This window comes from Pseudomonas sp. GW460-LB5 (assembly GCF_059423245.1).
This window is the reverse complement of the sequence record NZ_JBWKXT010000017.1, coordinates 1-24123: the sequence shown is the minus strand read 5'-3', so window position 1 is coordinate 24123 and position 24123 is coordinate 1. Positions and strand designations below refer to the sequence as shown.

The following is a 24123-nucleotide window of genomic DNA, read 5'->3' as shown; positions in this document are numbered from 1 at the left end:
AGTGGTTTATTGCACAATCTTCATGAATGCGATCCCGCCCGGGTTGTTTGTACCTCGGCGGGATCGGTTTATGATGGCAGGATGATTTTCAGAAGAGCAGGTGGTGCAGCCCTGGCTCTTCCCCAAGGAGTGAAAGCATGACCTTTTCCTTTGCAGCCAAGGCGGGTGTCTTGCTGGTGTTTTTCGGCAGCGTGTTGTTCGTGCACCTGCGCGGCAAGGCCCGCCTGCCGGTGTTGCGCCAGTTCGTCAACCATTCGGCGCTGTTCGCTCCCTACAACGCGTTGATGTACCTGTTCTCCGGCGTGCCGTCCAAGCCCTACCTGGACCGTCAGCGCTTCCCTGAACTGGACGTGCTGAAAGACAACTGGCAGGAAATCCGCGAAGAGGCCATGCGCCTGTTCGATGAAGGCTACATTCGCGCCGCCGAAAAGGACAACGATGCCGGCTTCGGTTCGTTCTTCAAGAAGGGTTGGAAGCGGTTTTACCTGAAGTGGTACGACAAGCCGTTGCCTTCGGCCGAAGCCCTGTGCCCGCGCACCGTCGAGCTGGTCAGCAGCATTCCCAACGTGAAGGGCGCAATGTTTGCCCTGTTGCCCGGCGGCAGCCACCTGAACCCGCACCGCGACCCGTTTGCAGGCTCGCTGCGCTACCACCTGGGCCTGTCCACGCCGAACTCCGATGCTTGCCGCATCTACGTCGATGGCCAGGAATACGCCTGGCGTGATGGCGAAGACGTGATGTTCGACGAAACCTACGTGCACTGGGTGAAGAACGAAACCGACTTCACCCGGGTGATCCTGTTCTGCGACATCGAGCGCCCGCTGAGCAGCCCGCTGATGACCCGCATCAACCGCAAGGTCAGTGCCTTCCTCGGCCGCGCCACCGCGCCGCAGAACACCGACGACGAGCGCGTGGGCGGGATCAACCAGGCGTATGCCTGGAGCAAGCGCTTCAGCAATAAAATCAGCACCCGTGTGAAGCAGTTCAAACGCGCCAACCCCAAGGCCTACCGCATCCTGCGGCCGGTGCTGGCGGTGGTGGTGGTGTACCTGCTGTATCACTGGTTGTTCTGATTTTTTGTTGTCTGACCCGTCCTCTTCGCGGGACAAGCCCGCTCCCACAGGTTCTCCTCATCCTTCGAGGACGATGGCGCTCTTGTGGGAGCGGGCTTGTCCCGCGAAGAATCCCACGCTATATTCCAGGCATTCACCTCCTCAAAGAGCCCGTTCATGCCAGCCACCCCTTCCACCACAAGCTTTGCCTTCGCGCCAGTCGCGGGCAGGGTCGTGCGTGGCAGCCAGCAGCCGGTCATGATCAGTCATTACCCACCACCTGTCAGTGGCGTTGTAGGCGGCGTAGCTCCGCCTCCTTGCGTGGTCGTGCTGGGCTGATCGGCTTGTTGCCGAACCCCTACGCACACGCAACCTACTGAACACGGTCGGCTACTTCCCCGCTGAAGCGCACGCCGTCCGTTTGGCTTTTCTGCCTACTATCAGGTGGCAATATATGTCTGTCTTTACCAAAGCATCCGTGGCCTCGGCGGCCACGACCAGCCTGTTCGTCCTGCTGTGGAGCAGCGGGGCGATTGTCTCCAAGCTGGGCCTGGCGCACGCCAGCCCGTTCGCCTTCCTGCTGTTGCGCTCGTCGTTGGCCCTCGCGGGCCTGCTGCTGATCGGCCCGCTGCTGGGGCTGCGCTGGCCGCGCAGCCGAGGGGCGATTCTGCGCGCCTTGGGTACTGGGTGCGTGCTGCTCGGCGCCTACCAGATCTTCTACTTGCTGGCGCTCAACACCCATGTCACCCCTGGCGTCATGGCCACGGTCATGGGGGTACAACCAATCCTTACCGTGGTGCTGATGGAGCGTCAGCGCTCATGGAGCCGTTTGTTCGGCCTGGGGCTGGGGTTGGCTGGCCTGATCATGGTGGTGTACCAGGGTATCAACCTGGGAGGGGTGTCGCTGGCGGGGATGCTGTTTGCCCTGCTGGCGCTGGCCAGCATGACCCTGGGCTCGATCCTGCAAAAGCGCATCACCGATAACCCCATGGGCACGTTGCCGCTGCAGTACCTGGCCGGCTTTGCCATGTGCGCGCTGTTCGCACCGTTGCAACCACTGCATGTCGAGTGGGCCGGCGGCTTTGTCGGCGCGTTGCTGTGGATGGGCCTGGTGGTTTCATTGCTGGCGACGTTGCTGCTGTATCGGCTGATCGCCAAGGGTAACCTGGTCAATGTCACCAGCCTGTTCTACCTGGTGCCGGCGGTGACCGCAGTGATGGACTTCCTGATCTTCGGCAACCGACTGGCACCGCTCAGCCTGCTGGGCATGGGGTTGATCGTGGTGGGCCTGCTGTTCGTGTTTCGCAAGCCCGCCGCGCGCCTGGCCGAGGCGTAAGTCCTAGCGGAACTCTTCGGGGATGGCGTGGCGCAATACGCCTTCCTCGAAGTCCAGCAGGCCGGCCTCGCGCTGGGTGAGCAGGTAGTAGAGCAGGGTGTCGAGTGAACGCGCTGGCGGGACTTCGACGGCCAGCATTCTCACGGCCTGCTCGGTTTCGCACTTGCAGCCGAAGTCCTGCAAGGCCGTGCATACCTGGTCCAGGGTTTCCGGTGGCTTTACCAGCACCCGGAATACCGAGCTGCCGCTGCCGCAGCGCAGTGCGTCGAACCAGGTTTCGCCGTTTTCTTCACGGGTGGTTATCACATCACCCGGGGCAATGCCGTAGACATGGAAGGGGATGTTGTCGACGGCATAGCCGCCTTCCACGGCTTTGGCCCATAGGCCTTCGACCGAGGCCGGTGGGTAGCCGTTCTCGTCCTGTTCCAGGCGGAACAGGACCTTCTTGTACGCGCCGTTCATCATGTGCCCCACTTCAGCTGCGCGCCGGGCGCAGCACCAGCCACAGTGCCATGCCAATCAGCAAACCGCCATACAGGTGGCCCATCGACAGTGACTCATCCAGCAGCCAGGCGCCCCACAGTACACCGAACACCGGAATGAGGAAGGTCACGGTGCTGGCCTTTACCGGTCCGATTTCTTCCAGCAGGCGGAAGTAAAGGATGTAGGCGAACGCCGTGCACAACAGCCCCAGGCCCAGCAGCGACAGCCACACCTGCCAGCCGCCCCAGCTGGCGGGTGGCTGGCTCAGCGCGCTCCAGGCGAACACTGGGCTTAGCAGCAAGGTAGCGCCGAGCATGCTGCCCAGCGCCGAAAGGCGGCTGTCCAGGCCGCTGATCCAGCGGCGGGCAAGGAAGCCGGCAAAGCCGTAGCAGGTGGTGGCCGCCAGGCAAGCGAGGGCGCCTTGCAGCAGGGCCATGTCCAACGCGACCGGGCCGGCGCCGCTGAGGATGCCGACGCCAAACAGGCCCAGGAAGATGCCGCACAACTTGGGCAGGGTCATGGGCTCGCGGAAGAACAGCATGCCGATCAGCACGCCCATCAGTGGCGTGGTGGCGTTGAAGATCGCCGAGTAGCCGGCTGGCAATACCTGAGCGGCAACGGAATAGAAGGTGGCGGGGATACCGGAGTTGATCATGCCCAGCACCAGGCAGGCACCCAGCTTGCCCTGGAAGTCCCAACGCACGCGGGCGACCGCGACGATGCCGATCAAGCCCAGGCAGGCAATGGATACCCGGAAGAACGCGGTCGGCACCGTGCCCAGCTCGGGGGCGATGATGCGCATGAACAGGAAACTCGCCCCCCAGACGGCAGCAAGGGTCAGCAGGCGGGCTAGGGCGATGGGGCTCACGGCGGTCTCCGGGTACAGGGCAGGGCGCGAGTGTACGCCAGGGGGCGGGGGGATTCTTGTGCTTTCTTGCGGTGCAATCCATTGCGGCCTGCAAGGGCCATGCAGGCCTTCGAGGTGTGGCATTAACCCTGCACCACAAGGGCGGCTAAGCTCAGTACTCAATCTTTGCACCGAGGCCCACCGCATGACCCAGCACTGGCCTGCCGGCGAGATCGCCCGGATGATCCTCGATGGCTTCGACGACTATCGCGAGCATTTTCGCCGCATCACCCTAGGCGCCCGCGAGCGCTTCGAGCAGGCGCGTTGGCAAGATAGCCAGCGGGCAGCCGCTGCCCGTATCAACCTGTACGAACAGAAGGTCGGTGAGGTCAACGGCTGGTTGCGTGATGCGTTCGAAGACGAGGTGCTGCTGGAGGTCGAGCAGTGGCCTCTGGTTAAAAGTGCCTACATACGCCTGATCGACCCGCGCCTGGACGATGAGCTGTCAGAGACCTGGTACAACTCATTGTTCTGCAGCCTGTTCAGCCATGACCAGATCAGCGACGGCTGCATGTTCATCCACACCACCCGGCCGTCCATCCGCAGCCACCAGCGCGCCACGCAAACCTGCACCTATCGCCCCGATGGCAATCTGCAGGGCCTGCTACGGGCGATTCTTTCCGACTATGCATTCGCCTACGGCGACCTTGAAAGCGACGTGTCACGCCTTGAGGAGCAACTGCGCGAATGCCTGCCGGATTGGGTGTGCAAAGACCCGATGCTGGCAGTGGAGCTGTTTTCGCCGGTGCTGTACCGCAACAAGGGTGCCTACCTGGTCGGCCGGTTGTACAACAGCGATGAGCAGTGGCCGCTGGTGATACCGCTGCTGCACCGCGAAGGGCATGGTATCGAGGCCGATGGGCTGATCACCGACGAGGCCGAGGTGTCGATCATCTTTTCCTTCACCCGCTCCTATTTCATGGTCGATGTGCCGGTACCGGCAGAGTTCGTCAACTTCCTCAAGCGCATCTTGCCGGGCAAGCACATTGCCGAGCTGTACACCTCCATCGGTTTCTACAAGCACGGCAAGTCGGAGTTCTACCGGGCGCTGATCAACCACCTGGCCGGCAGCGAAGACCGCTTCGTCATGGCGCCTGGGGTGCGCGGCATGGTCATGAGCGTGTTTACCCTGCCGGGCTTCAACACCGTGTTCAAGATCATCAAGGACCGCTTCTCGCCGTCTAAAACCGTCGACCGCGCCACGGTGATCGACAAGTACCGGCTGGTGAAAAGCGTCGACCGCGTGGGGCGCCTGGCCGATACCCAGGAGTTTGCCGATTTTCGCTTCCCACGGGGCAAGTTCGCGCCCGAGTGCCTGGCCGAACTGCTGGAGGTAGCACCGTCGACGGTGGTTTTGGAGGGTGACACGGTACTGATCCGCCACTGCTGGACCGAGCGGCGCATGACGCCGTTGAACCTGTACCTGGAGCATGCCAGCGAAGGCCAGGTGCTGGAGGCGCTGGAGGATTACGGCCTGGCCATCAAGCAACTGGCGGCGGCTAACATTTTCCCCGGCGACATGTTGCTGAAGAACTTTGGCGTTACCCGCCATGGCCGGGTGGTGTTTTACGACTATGACGAGATCAGCTTCCTGACCGAAGTGAACTTCCGCCACATTCCGCCACCGCGTTACCCCGAAGACGAGATGTCGGGCGAGCCGTGGTACTCGATCGGGCCGCATGACGTGTTCCCCGAAGAGTTTCCGCCGTTCCTGTTTGCCGATATTGGCCAGCGGCGGTTGTTCAGCCGCTTGCACGGGGAGTTGTATGACGCGGATTACTGGAAGGGGCTGCAGGCAGCGATTCGTGAGGGGAAGGTGATTGATGTGTTTCCCTACCGGCGCAAGGCCCGGTAAATGCTTGGCCTGTCTTGGCCCTATCGCCGGCAAGCCAGCTCCCACAGGATTACCACAGGGCTGAGCGTTCTCGGGGACCTGTGGGCGCTGGCTTGCCGGCGATAGGGCCAAGGCAGGCAACCAGTGACTTCACCCCTTCAAACACTTCAATTCACCGAAATCAGTCCGCACCTTGCCCAGCTTTTCTTGCAAGAACCGCCGCTGTTGCGGGGTGCTCAGCTGCACCAGGTCCACCAGCAGGCTGCGCGCCTGTTGTTCGGTATTTTGAAACGCTGAGCGGTATTCAGGCGTCCACAGACTTTCCTTGCGCTGCAACAGTGTCGCCAGGCGTGGTTCAAAGCTGGCGTCATTGCGCTGGTTCATCGCCAGCAACAATTGCTGCTGCCAGTGGGCGCGGTTGGCGATCCATTCGCGGTTCTGGTCGCCCAACGCTGTGGACCAGGCCTGGACCCGTTGCTTCTGTGCTGCCGACAACTCGCCGAACCACGGGGTCAGGCGTTTCTCCATGCGTTCGCTACGGCGGGCGATCTGTTTGGGCAGCGGCGTATCCACGTACTTTTTCTGCCGTTCGCTGATGTCATCGCGGAACGCTTCGCGCATCTGCGCCACTTGGGTATCGCTCATGCCGCGCAACAGTTCAGTGGCCGATGGGGTGATTTCCTCTGCCACCCGGCCAATCGCCTCACGGGCCTCACGGGTACGTTGCTGCAGGGCCTGGTCGGTCACTTGGCCATCGGCGACCATGCCGCGTACCCGGTCCAGCCAGTCGAGGTAGCCGGGCAGCTGGGTCTTGCAATGCCAGGCCAGGTGCTCGCGCAAGCGGTCGTCGAGCAAGGCCTTCTGCTCGCTGTTCATGTCCAGGTAATCGCCCAGCGACCACGGCACCAGGCGGTCGAGGTTGCGGTAGGCCAGGTCGATGCGGCTGCAGGCGGCCAGGGCCAGTGCGAAGCCGACGGCGACAAGCAAGGCTTTGAGCAGGCGTAGCGGCATGTGCTGTTCCTTCCTCAGTCTGGCCAGAGGGTAGACGCAAGGGCGGGCTGGCGGTTCAACTGTATCAGTGGTCGGGCCATGCGGTGGCTTCAGGTGTAGAATAGCCGCCTTGTCTTGAGGATCATCGGAAATGGCTCTGCTTGGGCGTTACAACAGTTTGCAAATCGTGAAACACGTGGACTTCGGCCTGTACCTGGACGGCGGCGCCGATGGCGAAATCCTGCTGCCGGGGCGCTACATCCCGAAAAACGCCGAAACCGAGGTGGATGACTGGCTGAACGTGTTCATCTATCTGGACAGCGAAGACCAGCTGATCGCTACCACTGAAAAGCCCAAGGTTCAGGTGGGTGAGTTTGCCAGCCTCAAGGTCAAGGACATCAACGGGGCCGGTATCTTCCTGGACTGGGGCCTGCCCAAGGACCTGCTGATGCCGTACTCGGAAGAGGCTCGGCAGCTGAAGATCGGCGATTACTGCGTGGTGCACGTCTACCTCGACAAGCGCACCCGCCGCATCACCGCTACGTCGCGCCTGGACCGTTACCTCGACGTCACCCCGGCCGACTACAAAGTCGGGCAACCGGTCGAGTTGCTGGTGGCCGGCGAAACGCCGATGGGCTTCAAGGCCATCATCAATAACCGCCACTGGGGCCTGATCCACAAGAATGAGGTGTTCAAGTTCCTGCGTTCGGGCATGCACGAAAAGGGCTTCATCAAGGAAGTGCGCCACGACGGCAAGATCGCCCTGAGCCTGCAACCGGTGGGTGCGGCCCTGGCTGACAGCCTGCAAGAGCAGATCATGGCGCGTCTGGAGGCTGAAGGTGGGGTGTTGGGCGTGTGCGACAAGAGCGACCCGGCGCTGATCAGCAAGCTGTTCAACGTCAGCAAGGGCAACTTCAAGAAGGCCATCGGCGCGTTGTTCAAGCAGGGCCTGATCGTCATCCATGACGACCGTATCGAGAAGGTCTGACCGCCTTAAGCCTGCACGAAGTTGCGGAAGTCCAGCTGCTCGCCACCCGGGCGGGTGTCGCGCAGCAGCGAATCGCGGTCGGCGCTGAGCGCAAGGCTGATGGTGGAACGGCGCTTGCCGGGCTTGCGCACTTCCATCTGCTCCAGGTGAGCCTTGAGGAAGTTGGTGGGCACCTTCAGGTGCTGCAGCTCATCGCTTTCTGGCGTGTGCAGCAGCAGGTTGACCCAGTCGGCCTGGCCCTTGCCCAGCAGCGCCACAGGCACTTCGAACCACCACAGGTTGCGTTTGTTGTCCAGGATGGCGAACAGCGTATTGCTGCTGTTCAGCACCGGCTTGGCCAGTGCTTCGTTGCGCCGGGCGATGGCGGCGGGTTTGTCGAGTTTCATGCAGGTTCCTGCGGGTTGACGCTATGAAGGCCTGCATTGTGAGGGGTGGCACCGGGCGGGGCAAGCCCGCGAACAGGCCGGTAGCGTTAACGCCGAACCGGCAGGCTCAACTCGGATGTTGCCCCGTCAGCTGTCGTCACGGTCGCAGTAAAACTGCGCAGCCCGCCGATGCCCTCCAGCACCTGCGCAAACCGCGCCTGGCCCTGCTTGTCACTGTTCACCAGCACCTCCCCGAGGTACTGCTGCGCCTCGGTGCCATCCGCCTCGGCATTGCCAAACAACTCCACCCGCAGCAGGCTCGACGCCGGCCCCTGCACTTCACCACGCAACACATTGCCTTGCAGCGCAATCAGGTGTGGCGCTTGCTGGTTATGGTTGGGCAGCGGTTGGCAAGGCTTGGGCTCGCCGTTGGCATCGCAGATGATTGCCTGGTCTTTCTTCGGCAAGTCGGCCCCCACGCCGCGCGAGCCCACATACAGCGCATGCGCCTGGGCCGGTACGCCAAACACGATGGCGCCTGTGCGCTGGCCCGGCACGCACGAACCGCCAGCTTCGCAGCGGCGGATATCCTGGCTGTTACCCCAGATGCGATTGCCGCTCAGGCGTGTGGCGGTGGCCTCCGGCTCCGGGCGCAGTGCCACGCCGATGCGGTTGCCGTGGATCAGGTTGCCGTCGAGGATGTTGCCATCGCCGGTAACGCTGACGCCGATCGAGTTACCAGTGAACGTGTTGGCAGCCAGGTAGTTGCGCTTGCCCCAGTTGATCTGCAGGCCGTCGGAGTAGTTTTCGAAGCGGTTGCGCACCACGCTGTTGTCGTTGCCCAACAGAATCTCGATACCCTGCGATGGCTCGGGGTTGGCCGAGGTGGAGCGGAACAGGTTATCGGCCACCAGGTTGAATGCCGCGCCGCGGGTCAGCTCCAGGCCGTCGCCATTGTCGATCAGCTGGTTGCGCAGCACCTTGTTGTTGTTCGTGGTGGTAGCGGTGGGGTTACCCGCGCCGTCGTCACCGGTCAGCATGATGCCAGCGCCGCCCTTGTTGGCGATGATGCGGTTGTCTTCGATCACGTTGCCACTGGCGCGGTTGACCAGGATGCCGATGCAAAAGTTGCGCACTTCCAGGCCGCTCAGGTGCACGCCCTGGGTGTCGCGCAGCACCAGCCCGGGGTTGGTGGTGGTGCGCACGTTGGTGCCGAACTGGCCGGGCAGGGCGCCGGGGCAGGTGCGTACGCCCTGGTCCTTGATGTAGGCCGAACCGTCGATGGCGATGTACTGGCCATCGCGCGCCCAAGGCAGGCCGGTGATGCGCACTGGGCCCTTGATGTCTGGGAGCGCACGGCTGGGGCGAATGATGTAAGGCGGTTTGCCGACAGCGGCAATGTCGATGCTGTAGTGGCTGGGGTTCTGGTTGCTGGTTTCGATGGCCCAGCGCAGCGAACCGGGTTGGCCGTCGTCGGCGTAACGCTCGACACGCAAGGTTTCGGAGTTGGCCGGTGCAGCGGCCAGGGCGGGCAGGGGGAGCAGTGGCAGCAAGGCCACCAGTGCAGGCATCAGACGCATGGGTGCGGGTATCCGGAAAACATTGTTCTTATCGAGTGCCAGCCTGCTGTGGGCGGACGTTTGCGGGCATTCTAGGGCAGCTGTGCTGGCTGCGTAGGTGCGCCGGGGTGATTTGGTGCGGTATTCGCCCGCAGTTTTACCGTTCGGCTTGCGAATGGAAAATTCGTTGAAACTCCTGGCGAGGGTGTTGGGTCCACCTTCTGTCGACACGGTTCACGTGTCTCCATTTGCAGGAGTTTTGCCATGAGCGGTACTAAAGACAAAGCGAAAGGTCTGGCCAACGAAGCAATCGGCAACGTGAAACAGGGTGTTGGCAAGGTAACCGGCAACGACAAGCTGCGTGCAGAGGGCAAGGCGCAGGAAGTCAAAGGCGAGGCGCAGCAGATCAAGGGCGATGTAAAGGACGCGGTGAAAAAGCCTTGATTTGAGCAACCTGTACCGGCCTCTTCGCGGGCAGGCCCGCGAAGAGGCCTATAAGGGCTTGAACCTTTTCTGATGCATTGGCCGGGAGCAGCACAGCAGCGGTATGGTCTATTAGACTTGTCTGTTGAATCGATCGAGCGGCGAAAGGAGACGCTATGATTTTTTCCGCCCTGCAGGGCCTGCCCTTGCACCGCGTGCTGGTGCGCACCGTCAAGGAATTCCTTGATGACGAAATGTCCACCTATGCCTCTGCGCTGGCTTACCAAGCACTGTTTTCGCTGTTCCCTTTCTTGCTGTTCCTCATTGCCCTGATTGGTTTTCTGCATTTGCCGGACTTCTTTTCCTGGCTGCGGCTGCAGTCGGAACTGGTACTGCCACCGCAGGCGCTGGAACAGGTCAACCCGGTGATCGACCAGTTGCAGCAGTCCAAGGGCGGGCTGTTGTCGGTGGGTATCGTGATTGCCTTGTGGACCGCATCGGCCGGCGTACGCCTGATGATGAGCGCGATGAACGCTGCTTACGATGTGCCCGAAGGCCGCCCGGTTTGGAAGCGTATCCCGCTTTCCATTTTCTACACCATCGGCCTGGCCGGCATGTTGCTGGCGGCCGCAGCACTGATGGTACTGGGCCCGCAGGTGATGGAATGGATCGCCGCCCAGATTGGTATGCAGGAGTTCATCGTCACACTCTGGACCATCCTGCGCTGGCCAGTGATCATCATCTTGCTGATGGTGGCAGTGGCCCTGATCTACTACGTCATGCCTGACGTGAAACAAAAGTTTCGCTTCATTACACCCGGTTCGGTGCTGGCAGTGGTGGTGTGGATCGTGGCTTCCCTGGGCTTTGCTTATTACGTGAAAACATTTGCCGACTACAACGCGATGTACGGCAGCATTGGTGCAATCATCGTGCTGTTGCTGTATTTCTATATTTCCGCTGCCGTATTGCTGCTGGGCGCGGAGATGAACGCGGTGATCGAGCACATGTCGAGCGAGGGTAAAAACCCTGGTGAGAAAGATTTCGAAGGGCACAAGGCTCCGCAAACCATCACCGTGCTGGGCCATGAGCACCCGCAACCCAGCGAGCACCAACCTTCCGAGCCGAACCCCAGATGATCCGTGACATTCTAAAGATGGGCGACGAACGCCTGCTGCGCATCGCCCCGCCCGTGCCCGAGCACATGCTCGGCACTGTCGAACTGCAGCAACTGATCGACGACATGTTCGAAACCATGCGCCATGTGGGCGGCGTAGGCTTGGCCGCGCCACAGATTGGTATCGACCTGCAGTTGGTGATTTTCGGCTTCGAGCGCAGCGAGCGCTACCCGGATGCCGAAGCGGTGCCGCAGACCATTTTGATCAACCCGGTCATCACGCCGATGTCCACTGAAGTGGAGGACGGCTGGGAAGGTTGCCTGTCGGTACCGGGCCTGCGCGGTGTGGTGCCACGCTTCAAGCATATCTGCTACGAAGGGGTCGACCCCCAAGGCAACCCGATCAACCGCTTTGCCGACGGTTTCCATGCGCGGGTGGTGCAGCACGAGTGTGACCACCTGATCGGCCGGCTGTACCCATCGCGTATCCAGGACTTTGCCAAGTTCGGCTACACCGAGGTGCTATTCCCCGGGCTCGAGGTCAGCGACGATTGACCCCGCTGCAGGGCTACCAGGCGTTTGCTGCGCTGGTAGCGCTGCAAGCGGCTGGCCAGGGTTTCGGGCAGTTGCCCGGCTATGTGGAAACCCAGGCGCTGATAGAAGGGCGCCAGGTCCGGGTGGCAGAACAGCCAGGTTGGTCCGCCCGCGTGTTGCAGCGCCGCGTCGATCAACCGCCCGGCCACCCCTTGGCCGCGCAGTTGCGGGTCGACGAACAGCCCCGTCAGCCATAATCCTTCGCCTACCGCACTGAGGCTCAAGCCCGCAATGATGCCTGGGGCGCGTGCCACCCACAGTTCAGCGTCGCTTGCAGCACGCATGCGCGAGCCGTGTTGGCGGTAAAAATGCTCCAGCAGCCGGCGTTCTGTGGCCGCAAGTGTCGAGCAGTGAATATTTTTTAATGAGATGACGCGTCCTTCCCTGAAAGCTGGCCAAAGGCTCTGGCCTGAGATGTTGCGGCCATTTTGACGCAGATTGTTGCAAATCGGGCAACGGTGAATATCCGAGTTCAGGGTTCAACTATTGGCAACCGGGAGTAGAATTTTACTCATCCCCCCTGGCAGTACGAAGCGGGATCGGTACTTCGTGCCATCTTCACCGTAGATGGCAACTTCTCCGCGCCGGGTACGGCAATAGAAGTCAATCGATCAGCTTGAATGCTCAAAAGGCACACTCACATGAAACCATTACTGATTCTTGCATTGGTCGGTATGTCCTCGTTCGCCCTTGCCGATGAGGTCAAACCCGTCTCCAGCGAGCCTGTGGCCCAGCAGTACGACTACTCCATGAACCTGGACATCAAGCGGGTGATCAACCTGTCGACCATCCCCAATGTCTGCGAAGTGGTACCTGCGACCATGACCTACGAAGACCACCAGGGCCAGGTGCATACCATCCAGTACCGGGCTATGGGTGAAGGTTGCCAGCAAGGTTGACCGACAGGTATCCAATGTAGTTGCTGATGGCCTCATCGCCGGCAAGCCAGCGCCCACAAGGTTGTCGCAGCATTTGCATGTTGTGCTACCCCTGTGGCAGCTGACTTGCCGGCGATGGGGCGATCAGCATTCAGAATATTTTCAAGCGTTGTCGATTACTCTGCTCTCCGTTCGACCATAGGTGAAGGCACGCCGCACTGCGTGTCAAAACCCTACGTACTGTCGGAGGCACCCCGATGAGCACCGCAGCCGAAACCGAGATCCGCCAACTGATCGAGCGCTGGATGCAGGCCGTGCGCGATCGCGACATCCCCAGCATCACCGCCCCCTATGCCGATGACATCGTTGCCTTCGATGCCATCCAGGCCCTGCAATTCAAAGGCAAGGCCGCCTACACGGCGCACTGGGAAATGTGCATGGGCATGTGCACCGGGCCCATGGTCTTCGAACTTGCCCAGCTTACCGTCCACGCCGATGGCGACCTGGCCCTGGCCCACTGGCTGAACCGCTGCGGCCCAGGCGACGACGAAAGCCAGTGCGGCTTCATGCGCGCGACCGTGGGCTATCGTCGTCAAGGTGGCCAGTGGCGGGTGATCCACGAACACTGGTCGGCACCCTTCGACATGGAGACGCAAAAAGCCCTGTTCGATCTCAAGCCCTGAGCCGTTATCGCCAAACGCACTTTGCCGATGCCCTGGAGGCGACCATGAAATACCTGTGCCTGGTCTATTGTGACGAGGGGCTGCTGCATAGCTTGCCCGACAGCCCGGAAGACGCCGAATGCCTGGCCTACGCCGAAGCTGTACATGGCTCGGGGCGAATGCTGGCGGCCGAGGCGCTCAAGCCTGTGCAGACCGCCACCACGGTACGTGTGCGTAACGGGCACATGAGCCTGACCGACGGCCCGTATGCCGAAACCAAGGAGCAACTCGCCGGCTTTTACCTGGTGGAGGCCCGCGACCTGAACGAAGCGCTGAATATCGCCAAGGGCATCCCTGCGGCACGGGTCGGCAGTGTCGAGGTGCGACCGGTGCGTGAACTGCAACCCTGACAGCTACGGAGAACCATCAGCATGAGCCTTGCACACCCCGCGCAAGCGCAACACGAGTTGTCCATCAGCCGCCTGATTGACGCACCGCCGGCCAAGGTGTTTCGCGCCTGGAGCGAACCCCATTGGCTGATGCAGTGGTGGGGGCCGCATGGCATGACCACCCCGGAGTGCGAGATGCAGTTGTGGATCGGGGGGGTATTCCGCACCCTGATGCGAGCGCCGGATGGTAGCGAATACCCGACCCAGGGCGTGTTTCTTGACATTGCCGCGCCGCGACGGTTGGTGTTCACCGATGCCTTTGGCCCCGGTTGGGTGCCGTCAGAAAAGGCCTTCATGACCGCCGTGATCAGCTTTGACGAGGAGCAGGGCAAAACCCGCTACACCGCCCGCGCCTGGCACTGGAATGCTGCTGACTGCCGGGCCCATGAAGAAATGGGTTTTTATCAGGGCTGGGGAGAAAGCCTGGACCGCCTGGTGGAGGTGGTGACCCAGCGGATGCCCGACTGATGACAGCCCTGGCGCAGGTGCGCGCCGAAGTCGAGTCGGTGTACCGGCGGGAGTCGCGGCGCATCCTGGCGACATTGATCCGCCTGCTGGGTGATTTCGACCTGGCCGAGGAGGCCATGCATGATGCCTTCTTCATCGCCGTCGAGCGCTGGCAGCGTGATGGCATCCCCGAGAACCCACGGGCGTGGCTGGTCTCCACCGGGCGCTTCAAGGCCATCGATGCACTGCGCCGACGCGCACGTTTCGATCGCTCCCAGGCAGACTTGAGCATGCTGCTCGACGGCCAGGGGCAGGACCCCAGCGAAGAAGAGTTGTTGGCGGATGACCGCCTGCGGCTGATTTTCACCTGTTGCCACCCGGCGCTGTCGGCCGATGCCCAGGTACCGCTGACCCTGCGCGCAGTCTGCGACTTGACCACCGAGCAGATTGCCCGCGCCTTCCTGCAAAGCCCGACTACCATCGCCCAGCGCATCGTGCGCGCCAAAGCCAAGATCCGCGATGCCGGCATCCCCTACCAGGTACCAGCGTTGAGCGAACTGCCCGAGCGCCTGGAGAGCGTGTTACGGGTGATATACCTGGTGTTCAACGAAGGCTATTCGGCGTCGTCGGGCGAGTCACTGCTGCAGCAGGAGCTGAGCGATGAAGCCATTCGCCTGGCGCGGCTGCTGGTGCAATTGTTGCCTGACGCGGAGGCCAACGGCCTGCTGGCCTTGATGCTGCTTCAGGCATCGCGGCAGCAGGCGCGCACCGATGCCCAGGGCAACCTTGTGCTGCTGGAACAACAGGACCGCAGCCTGTGGGACCGGCAACGCATTGACGAGGGCTGCGAGCTGGTGCGCCAGGCCCTGCAAAGCCGGGCGTTCGGTGCCTACACGGTGCAGGCAGCGATCGCCGCTGTGCACGCTGAAGCGGCAACCGCAGAAGAAACGGACTGGGTGGAAATCGTCGGGCTGTATGATGTGTTGCAGCGGCATTGGCCGTCAGCGGTGGTGGAACTGAACCGGGCGGTGGCGCTGGCGAAGCGCGATGGGCCGCAAGTGGGCCTGCGGGAAGTCGAAGGGATTCTGGCGCGCGGTGATCTGCTGGACTATCACCTGGCGCACGCGGCGCGGGCCGAGCTGCATTACCAGTTGGGGCAGGTGGAGGAGGCGCGTGCGGCCTGGCGCCAGGCGCTGGCGCTGACCCGGCAGGCGCCGGAGCGGCGGCATATCGAGCAGCGGCTGAAAGTCATCGAGTGATGTTGGCTGCGCTGGCCTCTTCGCGGGTAAACCCGCTCCCAGCAGGATCACCACAGACTTGAGCATGGTGCTGTACCTGTGGGAGCGGGTTTACCCGCGAAGAGGCCGGTGCGGTCTACATCAATCTTCAGCTAGCCACGAAATTCGGCGGCGACACCAGCTCGACTGTCTGCTGCTTGCGCGGCGCCAGGATTTCGGCCTCACCCTGGACCACCAGCTCATCGTTCTGGTTGTACACGTTGGTGGCAATGCGCACCTTGAACTTGGGCAACTTCTCGAGAATCTCCAGGCGCACGGTCAGGGTGTCGCCAATCTTCACCGGCTTCTGGAAGCTCATCTGCTGGCCCAGGTAGATGGTGCCAGGGCCTGGCAGGGTGCAGGCCACCGCAGCACTGATCAGCGCGCCGCTGAACATGCCATGGGCAATACGCTCGCGGAACATGCTCTTGGCGGCGAACTCGGCATCCAGGTGAACCGGGTTGTGGTCACCGGACATGGCAGCGAACAGCTGGATGTCGCGTTCTTCAACGGACTTCTTGTACTCGGCCGTCTGGCCAACTTCGAGGGCTTCGTAAGGCGTGTTGGTGACCTGGGACATCGGTGCTTCCTTAAGCGTTAGGCGAGGGCGGCTATCATTCACTGCGCACGGGGCGGCCAAGGGCCAGCGCCTGCTCAAGCCAGCCGAGAATATCGGCGGTGACCTCGTCACGGTTGGTTTCGTTGAGTACTTCATGCCGCGCCTCAGGATAGACGCGCAGCTGTACATGTCGATTGCCGGTCGCGCGCAGGGCGTCGGCCAGATGGGTTAGACGCTTGCCGGCACTGACCGGATCACATTCGCCACCGATTACCAGCATGGGCAGGTTCGGATCGATCTGCGCGAGGTTACCCGGCTGGCTGATCTGCGCCAAGCCTTGCAGCAGGTCGAGCCACAGCTGGTTGCTGCAGCGAAAGCCGCACAACGGGTCGTTGACGTACAGGTCGACCTCGGCTGGGTCGCGGCTAAGCCAGTCGAACGCCGTGCGGTTGGGTTTGAACGCTTTATTGAACGACCCGAACGACAACCATTCGATCAACGCACTCTTGCCTTGCGGCCCTTGGCGCCAGCTCTCCAGCCGGGCAATCAGCCGCGCCAGGCGGTACAGCGCCGCCGGTTGGTAGTTGGAGCCACTGAGAATCGCCCCGTGCAGGCTGGCGCTGTGGTGCAGCAGGTAAGCCTGGGCAATGTAGCTGCCCATGCTGTGGCCGAACAGAAACAGCGGCGTGCACGGGTACTGCTGGCCGATGTGCTGGGCCAGCAACCCAACGTCATTGACTACGGCATTCCAGCCATGATGGCGGGCGAACAGGCCGCGGCTGCCCAGCTCGGCGCTGCGCCCGTGGCCGCGCTGGTCGGCAGCGAACAGGGCAAAGCCGGCCTCGTTCAGGGCATGCCCCAGGCGCTGGTAGCGCCCGGCATGCTCGGCCATGCCATGGGCCAGCAGCACCACGGCCTTTACCGGTGTGGCCGGCAGCCATTGATGTACATACAGGCTGCAGTGCTCGCTGGCGGGGAGCCAGAAGGCGTCGTGGGGCATGGCGGGTCCTTGTGCGCGCGGGTACCCGAACAGTGTATGCACAACCGGCCGGATTGCAGGAAGGGCACAAATAAGATTCACAATGTTAATGGCGGCACTTGGCGTATATGCCGCCTTGGGCTTACCTGCTAACGTCGGAGCAACGCCTTTTTGCCGGCAGGCAATCAGGTAAAGGACTAAAGGACGCAGTGCAGGTCCAGGCAGAGGAACAATAATAAATGCAAGCCGACTTCTGGAATGACAAGCGCCCGGCGGGCGTGCCTTCCACCATCGACATCAATGCCTACACCTCGGTCGTCGAGGTATTCGAGCGCTCCTGCAAGCGCTTTGCCGACCGCCCGGCGTTCAGCAACCTGGGCGTGACCCTGACCTACGGGGAGCTGGAGCGCCACTCGGCAGCCTTCGCCGCCTGGTTGCAGCAGCACACCGGCCTCAAGCCGGGTGACCGCATCGCGGTGCAGATGCCCAACGTGCTGCAATACCCGATCGCGGTCTTTGGTGCCATGCGTGCCGGCCTGATTGTGGTCAACACCAACCCGCTGTACACCGAGCGCGAAATGCGCCACCAGTTCAAGGACAGTGGCGCACGTGCGCTGGTGTACCTGAACATGTTCGGCAAGCGGGTGCAGGAAGTGCTGCCCGATACCGGCATCGAGTACCTGATCGAGGCGAAGATGGGCGACCTGTTACCTGCCGCCAAGGGCTGGCTGGTCAACACGGTGGTCGACAAGCTGAAGAAGATGGTGCCCGCTTACCAGCTACCCCAGGCGATATCGTTCAAACAGGTGCTGCGCGAGGGCCGCGAGCACTCGCCCAAACCGGTGCCATTGAGCCTGGACGACATCGCCGTGCTGCAGTACACCGGCGGCACCACCGGCCTGGCCAAGGGCGCCATGCTCACCCACGGCAACCTGGTGGCCAACATGTTGCAGGTGCTGGCCTGCTTCTCGCAGCACGGCCCCGACGGGCAGAAGCTGCTCAAGGACGGCCAGGAGGTGATGATCGCACCCCTGCCGCTTTACCATATCTATGCCTTTACCGCGAATTGCATGTGCATGATGGTCACCGGCAACCACAACGTCCTGATCACCAACCCGCGTGACATCCCCGGCTTCATCAAGGAGCTGGGCAAGTGGCGTTTCTCGGCGCTGTTGGGGCTGAACACCCTGTTTGTCGCATTGATGGACCATCCCGGTTTCCGCCAGCTGGATTTCTCGGCGCTGAAGGTCACCAACTCTGGCGGCACGGCGCTGGTCAAGGCCACCGCCGAGCGCTGGGAGGCGCTTACCGGGTGCCGCATTGTCGAAGGCTACGGCCTGACAGAAACCTCGCCGGTGGCCAGCACCAACCCCTATGGCCAGCTGGCGCGCCTGGGTACGGTGGGCATCCCGGTAGCGGGTACCGCCTTCAAGGTAATTGACGACGATGGCAACGAATTGCCCCTGGGCGAGCGGGGCGAGTTGTGCATCAAGGGGCCACAGGTGATGAAGGGTTACTGGCAGCAGCCTGAGGCCACTGCCCAGGCCCTGGATGCGGACGGCTGGTTCAAGACGGGTGATATCGCGGTGATCGACCCGGACGGTTTCACCCGCATCGTCGACCGCAAGAAGGACATGATCATCGTCTCGGGCTTCAACGTGTACCCCAACGAGATCGAGGACGTGGTGATGGGCCACCCCAAGGTTGCCAACTGTGCCGCCATCGGCGTGCCGGACGAGCGTTCTGGCGAGGCAGTGAAGCTGTTCGTGGTGCCGCGCGAGGGCGGGCTGAGCGTGGAAGAGCTCAAGGCCTACTGCAAGGCCAACTTCACCGGCTACAAGGTACCCAAGCACATCGTGCTGCGCGAGTCGTTGCCGATGACGCCGGTGGGCAAGATCTTGCGGCGGGAGCTGCGCGACATAGCTTGAGTCTGTGTTGGCTGTTTCGCGGGTGAACCCGCTCCCACAGGTACTGCACAGCCTCCAAGCTTTGTGCGGTCCCCTGTGGCAGCGGGTTCACCCGCGAATGCGTTCAAGGTGGTCTAACAGGCCTGTTTCAGCCTGATCTGCGACATTTTGGTTAAAAACTCTAAAAATGACCTGTATTGTTCATTGAGTCATTTTTGTGACTGCAAGGCCTGTTTTGGCCTCTAGGCGACCCCAGGCAAAGCTGTTACTCTCGGCCCGCTTTCAGACGATCCGGTTTGCAACGAACCGCCGTCTCATATCAATAATAAGCGCATCGACGCGCCAATCGAACTTCGCTGTTGCTGAAGGAGTGGGCTTCCATGATCGAAAATTTTTGGAAGGATAAGTACCCAGCCGGGGTTACGGCGGAAATCAATCCTGACGAATTCCCCAATATCCAGGCAGTACTCAAGCAATCCTGCCAACGCTTTGCCGACAAACCGGCCTTTAGCAACCTGGGCAAGACTATCACTTATGGCGAGCTGTATGCGCTGTCGGGGGCGTTTGCCGCCTGGCTGCAGCAGCATACCGACCTCAAGCCGGGTGACCGCATTGCCGTGCAGCTCCCCAATGTCCTGCAATACCCGGTCGCGGTCTTCGGCGCCATGCGTGCTGGGCTGATCGTGGTCAACACCAACCCGCTGTACACCGCGCGGGAGATGGAACACCAGTTCAACGACTCCGGCGCCAAGGCTTTGGTGTGCCTGGCCAACATGGCCCACCTGGCCGAGAAGGTGGTACCCAAGACCCAGGTCAGGCACGTCATCGTCACCGAAGTGGCCGACCTGCTGCCCCCGCTCAAGCGCCTGCTGATCAACAGCGTGATCAAGTACGTGAAGAAGATGGTGCCGGCCTACAGCCTGCCGCAGGCCGTGCGCTTCAACGACGCGCTGGCGTTGGGCAAGGGCCAGCCGGTGACCGAGGCCAACCCGCAGGCCAACGACGTGGCCGTGCTGCAGTACACCGGTGGCACCACCGGTGTGGCCAAAGGCGCCATGCTGACCCACCGTAACCTGGTGGCCAACATGCTGCAGTGCCGAGCGCTGATGGGCGCGAACCTGCACGAAGGCTGCGAAATCCTCATCACCCCGCTGCCGCTGTACCACATCTACGCCTTTACCTTCCATTGCATGGCAATGATGCTCATCGGCAACCACAACGTGCTGATCAGCAACCCCCGTGACCTGCCTGCCATGGTCAAGGAACTGGGCAAGTGGAAGTTCAGCGGCTTTGTCGGCCTCAACACGCTGTTCGTTGCCCTGTGCAACAGCGAGGCGTTCCGTGCACTGGACTTCTCGGCGCTGAAAATTACCCTGTCGGGCGGCATGGCCCTGCAACTGAGCGTGGCCGAGCGCTGGAAGGCCGTTACGGGTTGCGCCATCTGCGAAGGCTACGGCATGACCGAAACCAGCCCGGTGGCGGCGGTGAACCCGGCAGAAGCCAACCAGGTGGGTACCATCGGTATTCCGGTGCCGTCCACCCTGTGCAAGATCATCGATGACGCCGGCCACGAGCTACCGTTGGGCGAGGTGGGCGAACTGTGCGTCAAGGGCCCGCAGGTGATGAAGGGCTATTGGCAGCGCGAAGACGCCACCGCCGAGATTTTGGACAGCGAAGGCTGGCTGAAGACCGGTGACATCGCCCTGATCCAGCCGGACGGTTACATGCGCATCGTCGACCGCAAGAAGGACATGATTCTGGTCTCGGGCTTCAACGTGTACCCCAACGAGCTGGAAGATGTGCTGGCGGCCTTGCCGGGCGTGCTGCAGTGTGCAGCCATTGGTGTGCCTGACGAGAAGTCAGGTGAAGTGATCAAGGTGTTTATCGTGGTCAAGCCGGGCATGACCGTGACCAAGGAGCAGGTGATGGAGCACATGCGTGCCAACGTTACCGGCTACAAGGTACCGCGCCTGATCGAGTTCCGTGATGCGCTGCCGACCACCAACGTGGGCAAGATCCTGCGCCGCGAGCTGCGCGATGAAGAACTCAAGAAGCAGGGCTTGAAGAAGATCGCCTGACGCCCCGCCAGCGCGGTCCCTGCAGGAGCAGCCGTGTGCTGCGCAAGGGCCGCAAAGCGGCCCCAGCAATTTCAGCATTACGGCTGAGAACCTGGGGCCGCTTTGCGGCCCTTTCGCGGCACAAGGCCGCTCCTGCCGAGGTTGCACCGCTTCAGGCTCAGCGCAGTTTTTCCAGCATCTGGTAGTACCACATCCCCGCCGCCAGCAGCGGGTTGCCCAGCAAATCCCCCATCGGCACCCGCACATGCTTGCACTGGGCAAAGGTGTCGAACTTCTCCAGCGTCCCGGTCAATGCCTCGGCCATGATTTCGCCCATGATGTGGCTGGTGGCAATGCCGTGCCCCGAATAACCCTGGCAGTACCACACGTTGTCCGACAGCTTGCCCAACTGCGGGATGCGGTTGACCACGATGCCCATGGCGCAGCTCCACTGGAACTCGATCGGCACGCCTTTCAATGCCGGGAAGGTGCGCTCGATGCACGGGCGCAGTTCACTTTCGATATCCCGTGAGTCACGGCCGGAATAGTTGGCGCCACCGCCGAACAGCAGGCGCTTGTCGGCGGTCAGGCGGTAATAGTCGAGCACGAAGCGGCAGTCGTACACCGCCAGGTCCTGCGGGTTGATCTGCTCGGCCAGTTCACCCAGCGGCGCGGTGGTGACGATACCGCCCATGGCCGGAAAGATCTTGCCCTTGAGTTGGCGCTTTTCCAGTTTGTGGTACACATCGCCGGCCAGCATCACCTGGCGTGCCTCGACCCGGCCGTGGGCGGTGACCACCGCCGGGCGCGGGCCGTGGACGATGTCCAGCACCTCGGAGTTTTCGAAGATCAATGCACCCAGGCTGTGGGCAGCGCGCGCCTCACCCAGGCACAGGTTGAGCGGGTGCAGGTGCAGGTTGCGCAGGTTCTTCAACGCGCCCAGGTACAGCGGGCTCTGCAGGTGCTCGGCCACTGCGGCGCGGTCGAGCAATTGCACCTGCTCGCCCATGCCCCGGCGCTGGGCCTCGGCCTCGAATGCGCGCAGCTCGTTCATGTGCGAGGGCTTCATCGCCGCGTGCAGGTGGCCGTGCTTGAGGTCGCAGTCGATGCCATAGCGCGCCACGCGCTGTTCGATCACCTGGTGCCCGCGCCAACGCAGGTGCCAGATGAAATCGTCGACTTCGGCGCCCAGGTGGCTACGCATCTGCGTGCGCATGGCCTCGTCGCCCGACAGGCTGCCGGTGACCTGGCCGCCATTGCGCCCGCTGGCGCCCCAGCCGATGCGGTTGGTTTCGACGATGGCGACCTTCAGGCCACGCTCGGCCAGTTCCACCGCCGTGGCGACGCCGGTGAAGCCGCCACCGATGATGGCCACGTCCACCTGTACCGTGCCCTTGAGCTGCGGGTACTCGGTGTGGTCGTTGAGCGTGGCGCTGTAGTAGGACGGCGCACGTTGCGCCGGGCCTTTGTTCAATGCTGCGTTCATGGGTGTTCCTTGTTATGTAGGGGCTCAGGCCTGGTGCAGGTACCAGCGCCAGTCCTGCTCGCTGACTTCGGCCATGAACTGGCGGTACTCGGCGCGTTTGACCTTCAGGTACACGCCAAGGAAGTCTTCGCCCAATGCTTCGCGGGCCCAATGGGAATGTTGCAGGGCGTCGAGGGCAGTCAGCCAGTCGGTGGGCAGGTGTTCGGTGGCCTGGGCATAGCCGTTGCCTTCCACCGGTGCGCCCGGGTCCAGCTGTTCGCGGATGCCCCGGTGGCTGGCGGCGAAAATAGCCGCTGCGGCCAGGTAGGGGTTGGCGTCGGCGCCGCAAATGCGGTGCTCCACATGCCGGCTGTTGGCCGGGCCGCCGGGTACACGCAGGCTCACGGTGCGGTTGTCCACGCCCCAGGTCGGCGCCAGCGGCGCATAGCTGTTGGCCTGGAAGCGGCGGAACGAGTTGGCGTTGGGGCAGAACAGCAGCAGCGAATCGCGCAGGTGGCGCAGCATGCCGGCCACGGCCTGACGCAGCAGCGGGGTGCCGGCTTTGTCTTCACTGGCGAACAGGTTGTTGCCCGCGCTGTCCGCCAGGCTCAGGTGCATGTGCATGCCGGTACCGGCCAGGTTGGCAAACGGTTTGGCCATGAAGCAGGCCTGCATGCCGTGGGCGTGGGCCACGCCTTTCACCAGCCGCTTGTAGCGCACGGCTTGGTCCATCGCCTGCAGGGCGTCGCCGTGCTCCAGGGTGATTTCCACCTGGCCGGGTGCGTATTCCGAAATAGCGGTACGCGCCGGAATGCCCTGGGCCTTGCAGGCCGCGTACAGGTCGGCGAGGAACGGTTCGATCTGCTCCAGTTCACGCAGGCCATAGACCTGGGTGGTGCGCGGGCGGCCACCATCGTTGTCCAGCGCCGGTTGCGGGCGGCCCTGGGCGTCGCGTTGCTGGTCGAGCAGGTAGAACTCCAGCTCGCAGGCCATCACCGGGTGATAGCCGTCGGCTTTCAGCGCTTCGATGGTGCGCAGCAGCACATGACGCGGGTCGGCGACGCTGGCCGGCAGGCCTTCGCTCGGGTGCATGCTGACCTGCACCGCAGCAGTGGGCACCCGGCGCCAGGGCAAGCGCACCAGGCTGCCTTCGAGCGGGTAGGCGCGGCAGTCGATGTCGCCCACGTCCCATACCAGGCCCGAGTTTTCTACGTCGTCGCCGTTCAGGGTCAGACCGAGGATGGTGCTGGGCAGCGGCCGGCCGGTCTGGTACACGGCCAGCAGTTCCTCGCGGTGCAACAGCTTGCCGCGCGGCACGCCGTTGGCGTCAAGGATGAACAGTTCGAACAGCTCGATATCGGGGTTGTCGGCCAGAAAACGGGCAGCCTGCTCTGCGGGTGCAAAGTGCATGATTGATTCGCTCACGTACGCACAGGGCCACCGCACAAGCAGGCGGCCCAGTTGAGTCAAATGGCCAGACGCTGGCCGGGTTTGTTCACAATGGCGTGAGCGAAGTGTCCGGTGGGCGCGCGTGGCGGCAGTGCCACAGGGCCCAGAAGGCGAGGATGATGTGGACCAGCGGATTTTCCCCGGCACGGCTCCGGGCCTTCGGGAGCGAAGGGCGGGAAGACGGTGGCGCGATGGGCTGGACGGGAGTCATGCCTTTGATACTCACATGCGGCGTAAGGTTGATTAAAGCAGTGAATGGCAACCTTCACATATGCCCTTGCTAAACTTTCAGCCGCCATACGATCCCTGCAGGAGCGGGGGGGGGGGGGGGGGGGGGGGGGGGGGGGGG

25 protein-coding genes are annotated in these 24123 nt (G+C 62.5%); 15 read left to right on the top strand and 10 right to left on the bottom strand.

Going from position 1 to position 24123, the window contains the following annotated elements:
* The first annotated feature begins 137 nt into the window (after positions 1 to 137).
* The 3 genes from AC07XM_RS12735 (at position 138) to AC07XM_RS12725 (ending at position 2388) form a co-directional block, all read left to right on the top strand.
* A complete protein-coding gene (locus tag AC07XM_RS12735; protein WP_016488582.1) occupies positions 138 to 1073 on the top strand; it encodes an aspartyl/asparaginyl beta-hydroxylase domain-containing protein in 936 nt (311 codons plus the stop codon).
* A gap of 156 nt (positions 1074 to 1229) precedes the next feature.
* Positions 1230 to 1391 carry a hypothetical protein gene (locus AC07XM_RS12730; RefSeq protein ID WP_158248167.1) on the top strand — a complete coding sequence of 54 codons (162 nt, stop codon included), beginning with the start codon at positions 1230 to 1232 and terminating at the stop codon, positions 1389 to 1391.
* Between the two features lie 115 nt (positions 1392 to 1506).
* Positions 1507 to 2388 (top strand): DMT family transporter, encoded by an 882-nt coding sequence (locus AC07XM_RS12725; RefSeq protein WP_016488580.1) that lies wholly within the window; start codon positions 1507 to 1509, stop codon positions 2386 to 2388.
* 3 nt (positions 2389 to 2391) lie between these two features.
* Here AC07XM_RS12725 and AC07XM_RS12720 read toward each other — a convergent pair whose 3' ends face one another.
* Positions 2392 to 2850, bottom strand: a complete 459-nt coding sequence (locus AC07XM_RS12720) for a DUF4265 domain-containing protein (protein ID WP_024718078.1) — start codon at positions 2848 to 2850, stop codon at positions 2392 to 2394.
* 13 nt (positions 2851 to 2863) lie between these two features.
* Positions 2864 to 3739: a DMT family transporter gene (locus tag AC07XM_RS12715; RefSeq protein ID WP_016488578.1), complete on the bottom strand. Its 876-nt coding sequence runs from the start codon at positions 3737 to 3739 to the stop codon at positions 2864 to 2866.
* A 184-nt stretch (positions 3740 to 3923) separates the two neighbouring features.
* On the opposite strand from AC07XM_RS12715, the gene aceK reads away from it, so the two are divergent.
* Entirely contained in the window at positions 3924 to 5633 is a 1710-nt protein-coding gene (gene aceK / locus AC07XM_RS12710; RefSeq protein WP_102689706.1) for a bifunctional isocitrate dehydrogenase kinase/phosphatase, read from the top strand.
* A gap of 129 nt (positions 5634 to 5762) precedes the next feature.
* Here the strand turns inward: aceK and AC07XM_RS12705 are convergent, their stop codons facing one another.
* On the bottom strand, positions 5763 to 6623 hold the full coding sequence (locus AC07XM_RS12705) for a DUF6279 family lipoprotein (RefSeq protein WP_102689705.1): 861 nt from the start codon (positions 6621 to 6623) through the stop codon (positions 5763 to 5765).
* Positions 6624 to 6753: 130 nt separating this feature from the next.
* Between AC07XM_RS12705 and AC07XM_RS12700 the strand changes: the two genes are divergently transcribed.
* Entirely contained in the window at positions 6754 to 7590 is an 837-nt protein-coding gene (locus AC07XM_RS12700) for a CvfB family protein (RefSeq protein WP_016488575.1), read from the top strand.
* 5 nt (positions 7591 to 7595) lie between these two features.
* Here AC07XM_RS12700 and AC07XM_RS12695 read toward each other — a convergent pair whose 3' ends face one another.
* Both AC07XM_RS12695 and AC07XM_RS12690 read right to left on the bottom strand, forming a co-directional pair.
* Positions 7596 to 7976 (bottom strand): hypothetical protein, encoded by a 381-nt coding sequence (locus AC07XM_RS12695; RefSeq protein WP_016488574.1) that lies wholly within the window; start codon positions 7974 to 7976, stop codon positions 7596 to 7598.
* A gap of 86 nt (positions 7977 to 8062) precedes the next feature.
* Positions 8063 to 9535, bottom strand: coding sequence for a right-handed parallel beta-helix repeat-containing protein (locus AC07XM_RS12690; RefSeq protein WP_102689704.1), 1473 nt, complete (start codon positions 9533 to 9535; stop codon positions 8063 to 8065).
* Between the two features lie 243 nt (positions 9536 to 9778).
* On the opposite strand from AC07XM_RS12690, the gene AC07XM_RS12685 reads away from it, so the two are divergent.
* The 3 genes from AC07XM_RS12685 to def all read left to right on the top strand — a co-directional run bounded on the left by AC07XM_RS12685 (position 9779) and on the right by def (position 11606).
* Positions 9779 to 9958 (top strand): CsbD family protein, encoded by a 180-nt coding sequence (locus AC07XM_RS12685; RefSeq protein ID WP_016488572.1) that lies wholly within the window; start codon positions 9779 to 9781, stop codon positions 9956 to 9958.
* Between the two features lie 155 nt (positions 9959 to 10113).
* Complete coding sequence (locus AC07XM_RS12680) at positions 10114 to 11073, top strand: YihY/virulence factor BrkB family protein (RefSeq protein WP_016488571.1); 960 nt, start codon at positions 10114 to 10116, stop codon at positions 11071 to 11073.
* Positions 11070 to 11606 carry a peptide deformylase gene (gene def / locus AC07XM_RS12675; protein ID WP_016488570.1) on the top strand — a complete coding sequence of 179 codons (537 nt, stop codon included), beginning with the start codon at positions 11070 to 11072 and terminating at the stop codon, positions 11604 to 11606. The genes AC07XM_RS12680 and def overlap by 4 nt, the downstream gene beginning before the upstream one ends.
* Here the strand turns inward: def and AC07XM_RS12670 are convergent.
* The gene (locus AC07XM_RS12670) at positions 11561 to 11965 is read right to left on the bottom strand and encodes a GNAT family N-acetyltransferase (protein WP_256596964.1); all 405 of its coding nucleotides are present in this window, start codon (positions 11963 to 11965) and stop codon (positions 11561 to 11563) included. The two genes, def and AC07XM_RS12670, sit on opposite strands and share 46 nt — an antisense overlap.
* A gap of 321 nt (positions 11966 to 12286) precedes the next feature.
* Here AC07XM_RS12670 and AC07XM_RS12665 point away from each other — a divergent pair, with 321 nt between their 5' ends.
* The 5 genes from AC07XM_RS12665 (at position 12287) to AC07XM_RS12645 (ending at position 15340) form a co-directional block, all read left to right on the top strand.
* Positions 12287 to 12544: a DUF2790 domain-containing protein gene (locus tag AC07XM_RS12665; RefSeq protein ID WP_016488568.1), complete on the top strand. Its 258-nt coding sequence runs from the start codon at positions 12287 to 12289 to the stop codon at positions 12542 to 12544.
* A gap of 236 nt (positions 12545 to 12780) precedes the next feature.
* Positions 12781 to 13206 (top strand): YybH family protein, encoded by a 426-nt coding sequence (locus AC07XM_RS12660; protein ID WP_016488567.1) that lies wholly within the window; start codon positions 12781 to 12783, stop codon positions 13204 to 13206.
* 44 nt (positions 13207 to 13250) lie between these two features.
* A complete protein-coding gene (locus tag AC07XM_RS12655; protein ID WP_016488566.1) occupies positions 13251 to 13595 on the top strand; it encodes a YciI family protein in 345 nt (114 codons plus the stop codon).
* 21 nt (positions 13596 to 13616) lie between these two features.
* Positions 13617 to 14102, top strand: a complete 486-nt coding sequence (locus AC07XM_RS12650; RefSeq protein ID WP_016488565.1) for an SRPBCC family protein — start codon at positions 13617 to 13619, stop codon at positions 14100 to 14102.
* On the top strand, positions 14102 to 15340 hold the full coding sequence (locus AC07XM_RS12645; protein WP_102689702.1) for an RNA polymerase sigma factor: 1239 nt from the start codon (positions 14102 to 14104) through the stop codon (positions 15338 to 15340). Before AC07XM_RS12650 ends, AC07XM_RS12645 begins: the two co-directional genes overlap by 1 nt.
* Before the next feature lie 127 nt (positions 15341 to 15467).
* On the opposite strand, the gene AC07XM_RS12640 is transcribed toward AC07XM_RS12645, so the two are convergent.
* Both AC07XM_RS12640 and AC07XM_RS12635 read right to left on the bottom strand, forming a co-directional pair.
* On the bottom strand, positions 15468 to 15938 hold the full coding sequence (locus tag AC07XM_RS12640) for a MaoC family dehydratase (protein WP_016488563.1): 471 nt from the start codon (positions 15936 to 15938) through the stop codon (positions 15468 to 15470).
* Between the two features lie 34 nt (positions 15939 to 15972).
* Positions 15973 to 16917, bottom strand: a complete 945-nt coding sequence (locus AC07XM_RS12635) for an alpha/beta hydrolase (protein WP_102689701.1) — start codon at positions 16915 to 16917, stop codon at positions 15973 to 15975.
* A gap of 218 nt (positions 16918 to 17135) precedes the next feature.
* Between AC07XM_RS12635 and fadD2 the strand changes: the two genes are divergently transcribed.
* Both fadD2 and fadD1 read left to right on the top strand, forming a co-directional pair.
* Complete coding sequence (gene fadD2, locus AC07XM_RS12630; protein WP_095116770.1) at positions 17136 to 18824, top strand: long-chain-fatty-acid--CoA ligase FadD2; 1689 nt, start codon at positions 17136 to 17138, stop codon at positions 18822 to 18824.
* Between the two features lie 359 nt (positions 18825 to 19183).
* Positions 19184 to 20881 carry a long-chain-fatty-acid--CoA ligase FadD1 gene (gene fadD1 / locus AC07XM_RS12625; RefSeq protein ID WP_016488560.1) on the top strand — a complete coding sequence of 566 codons (1698 nt, stop codon included), beginning with the start codon at positions 19184 to 19186 and terminating at the stop codon, positions 20879 to 20881.
* Positions 20882 to 21038: 157 nt separating this feature from the next.
* Here fadD1 and AC07XM_RS12620 read toward each other — a convergent pair whose 3' ends face one another.
* Positions 21039 to 22346, bottom strand: a complete 1308-nt coding sequence (locus AC07XM_RS12620; RefSeq protein ID WP_096426622.1) for an NAD(P)/FAD-dependent oxidoreductase — start codon at positions 22344 to 22346, stop codon at positions 21039 to 21041.
* 24 nt (positions 22347 to 22370) lie between these two features.
* Positions 22371 to 23735 carry a glutamine synthetase family protein gene (locus AC07XM_RS12615; protein ID WP_102689700.1) on the bottom strand — a complete coding sequence of 455 codons (1365 nt, stop codon included), beginning with the start codon at positions 23733 to 23735 and terminating at the stop codon, positions 22371 to 22373.
* Positions 23736 to 24123 lie beyond the last annotated feature (388 nt).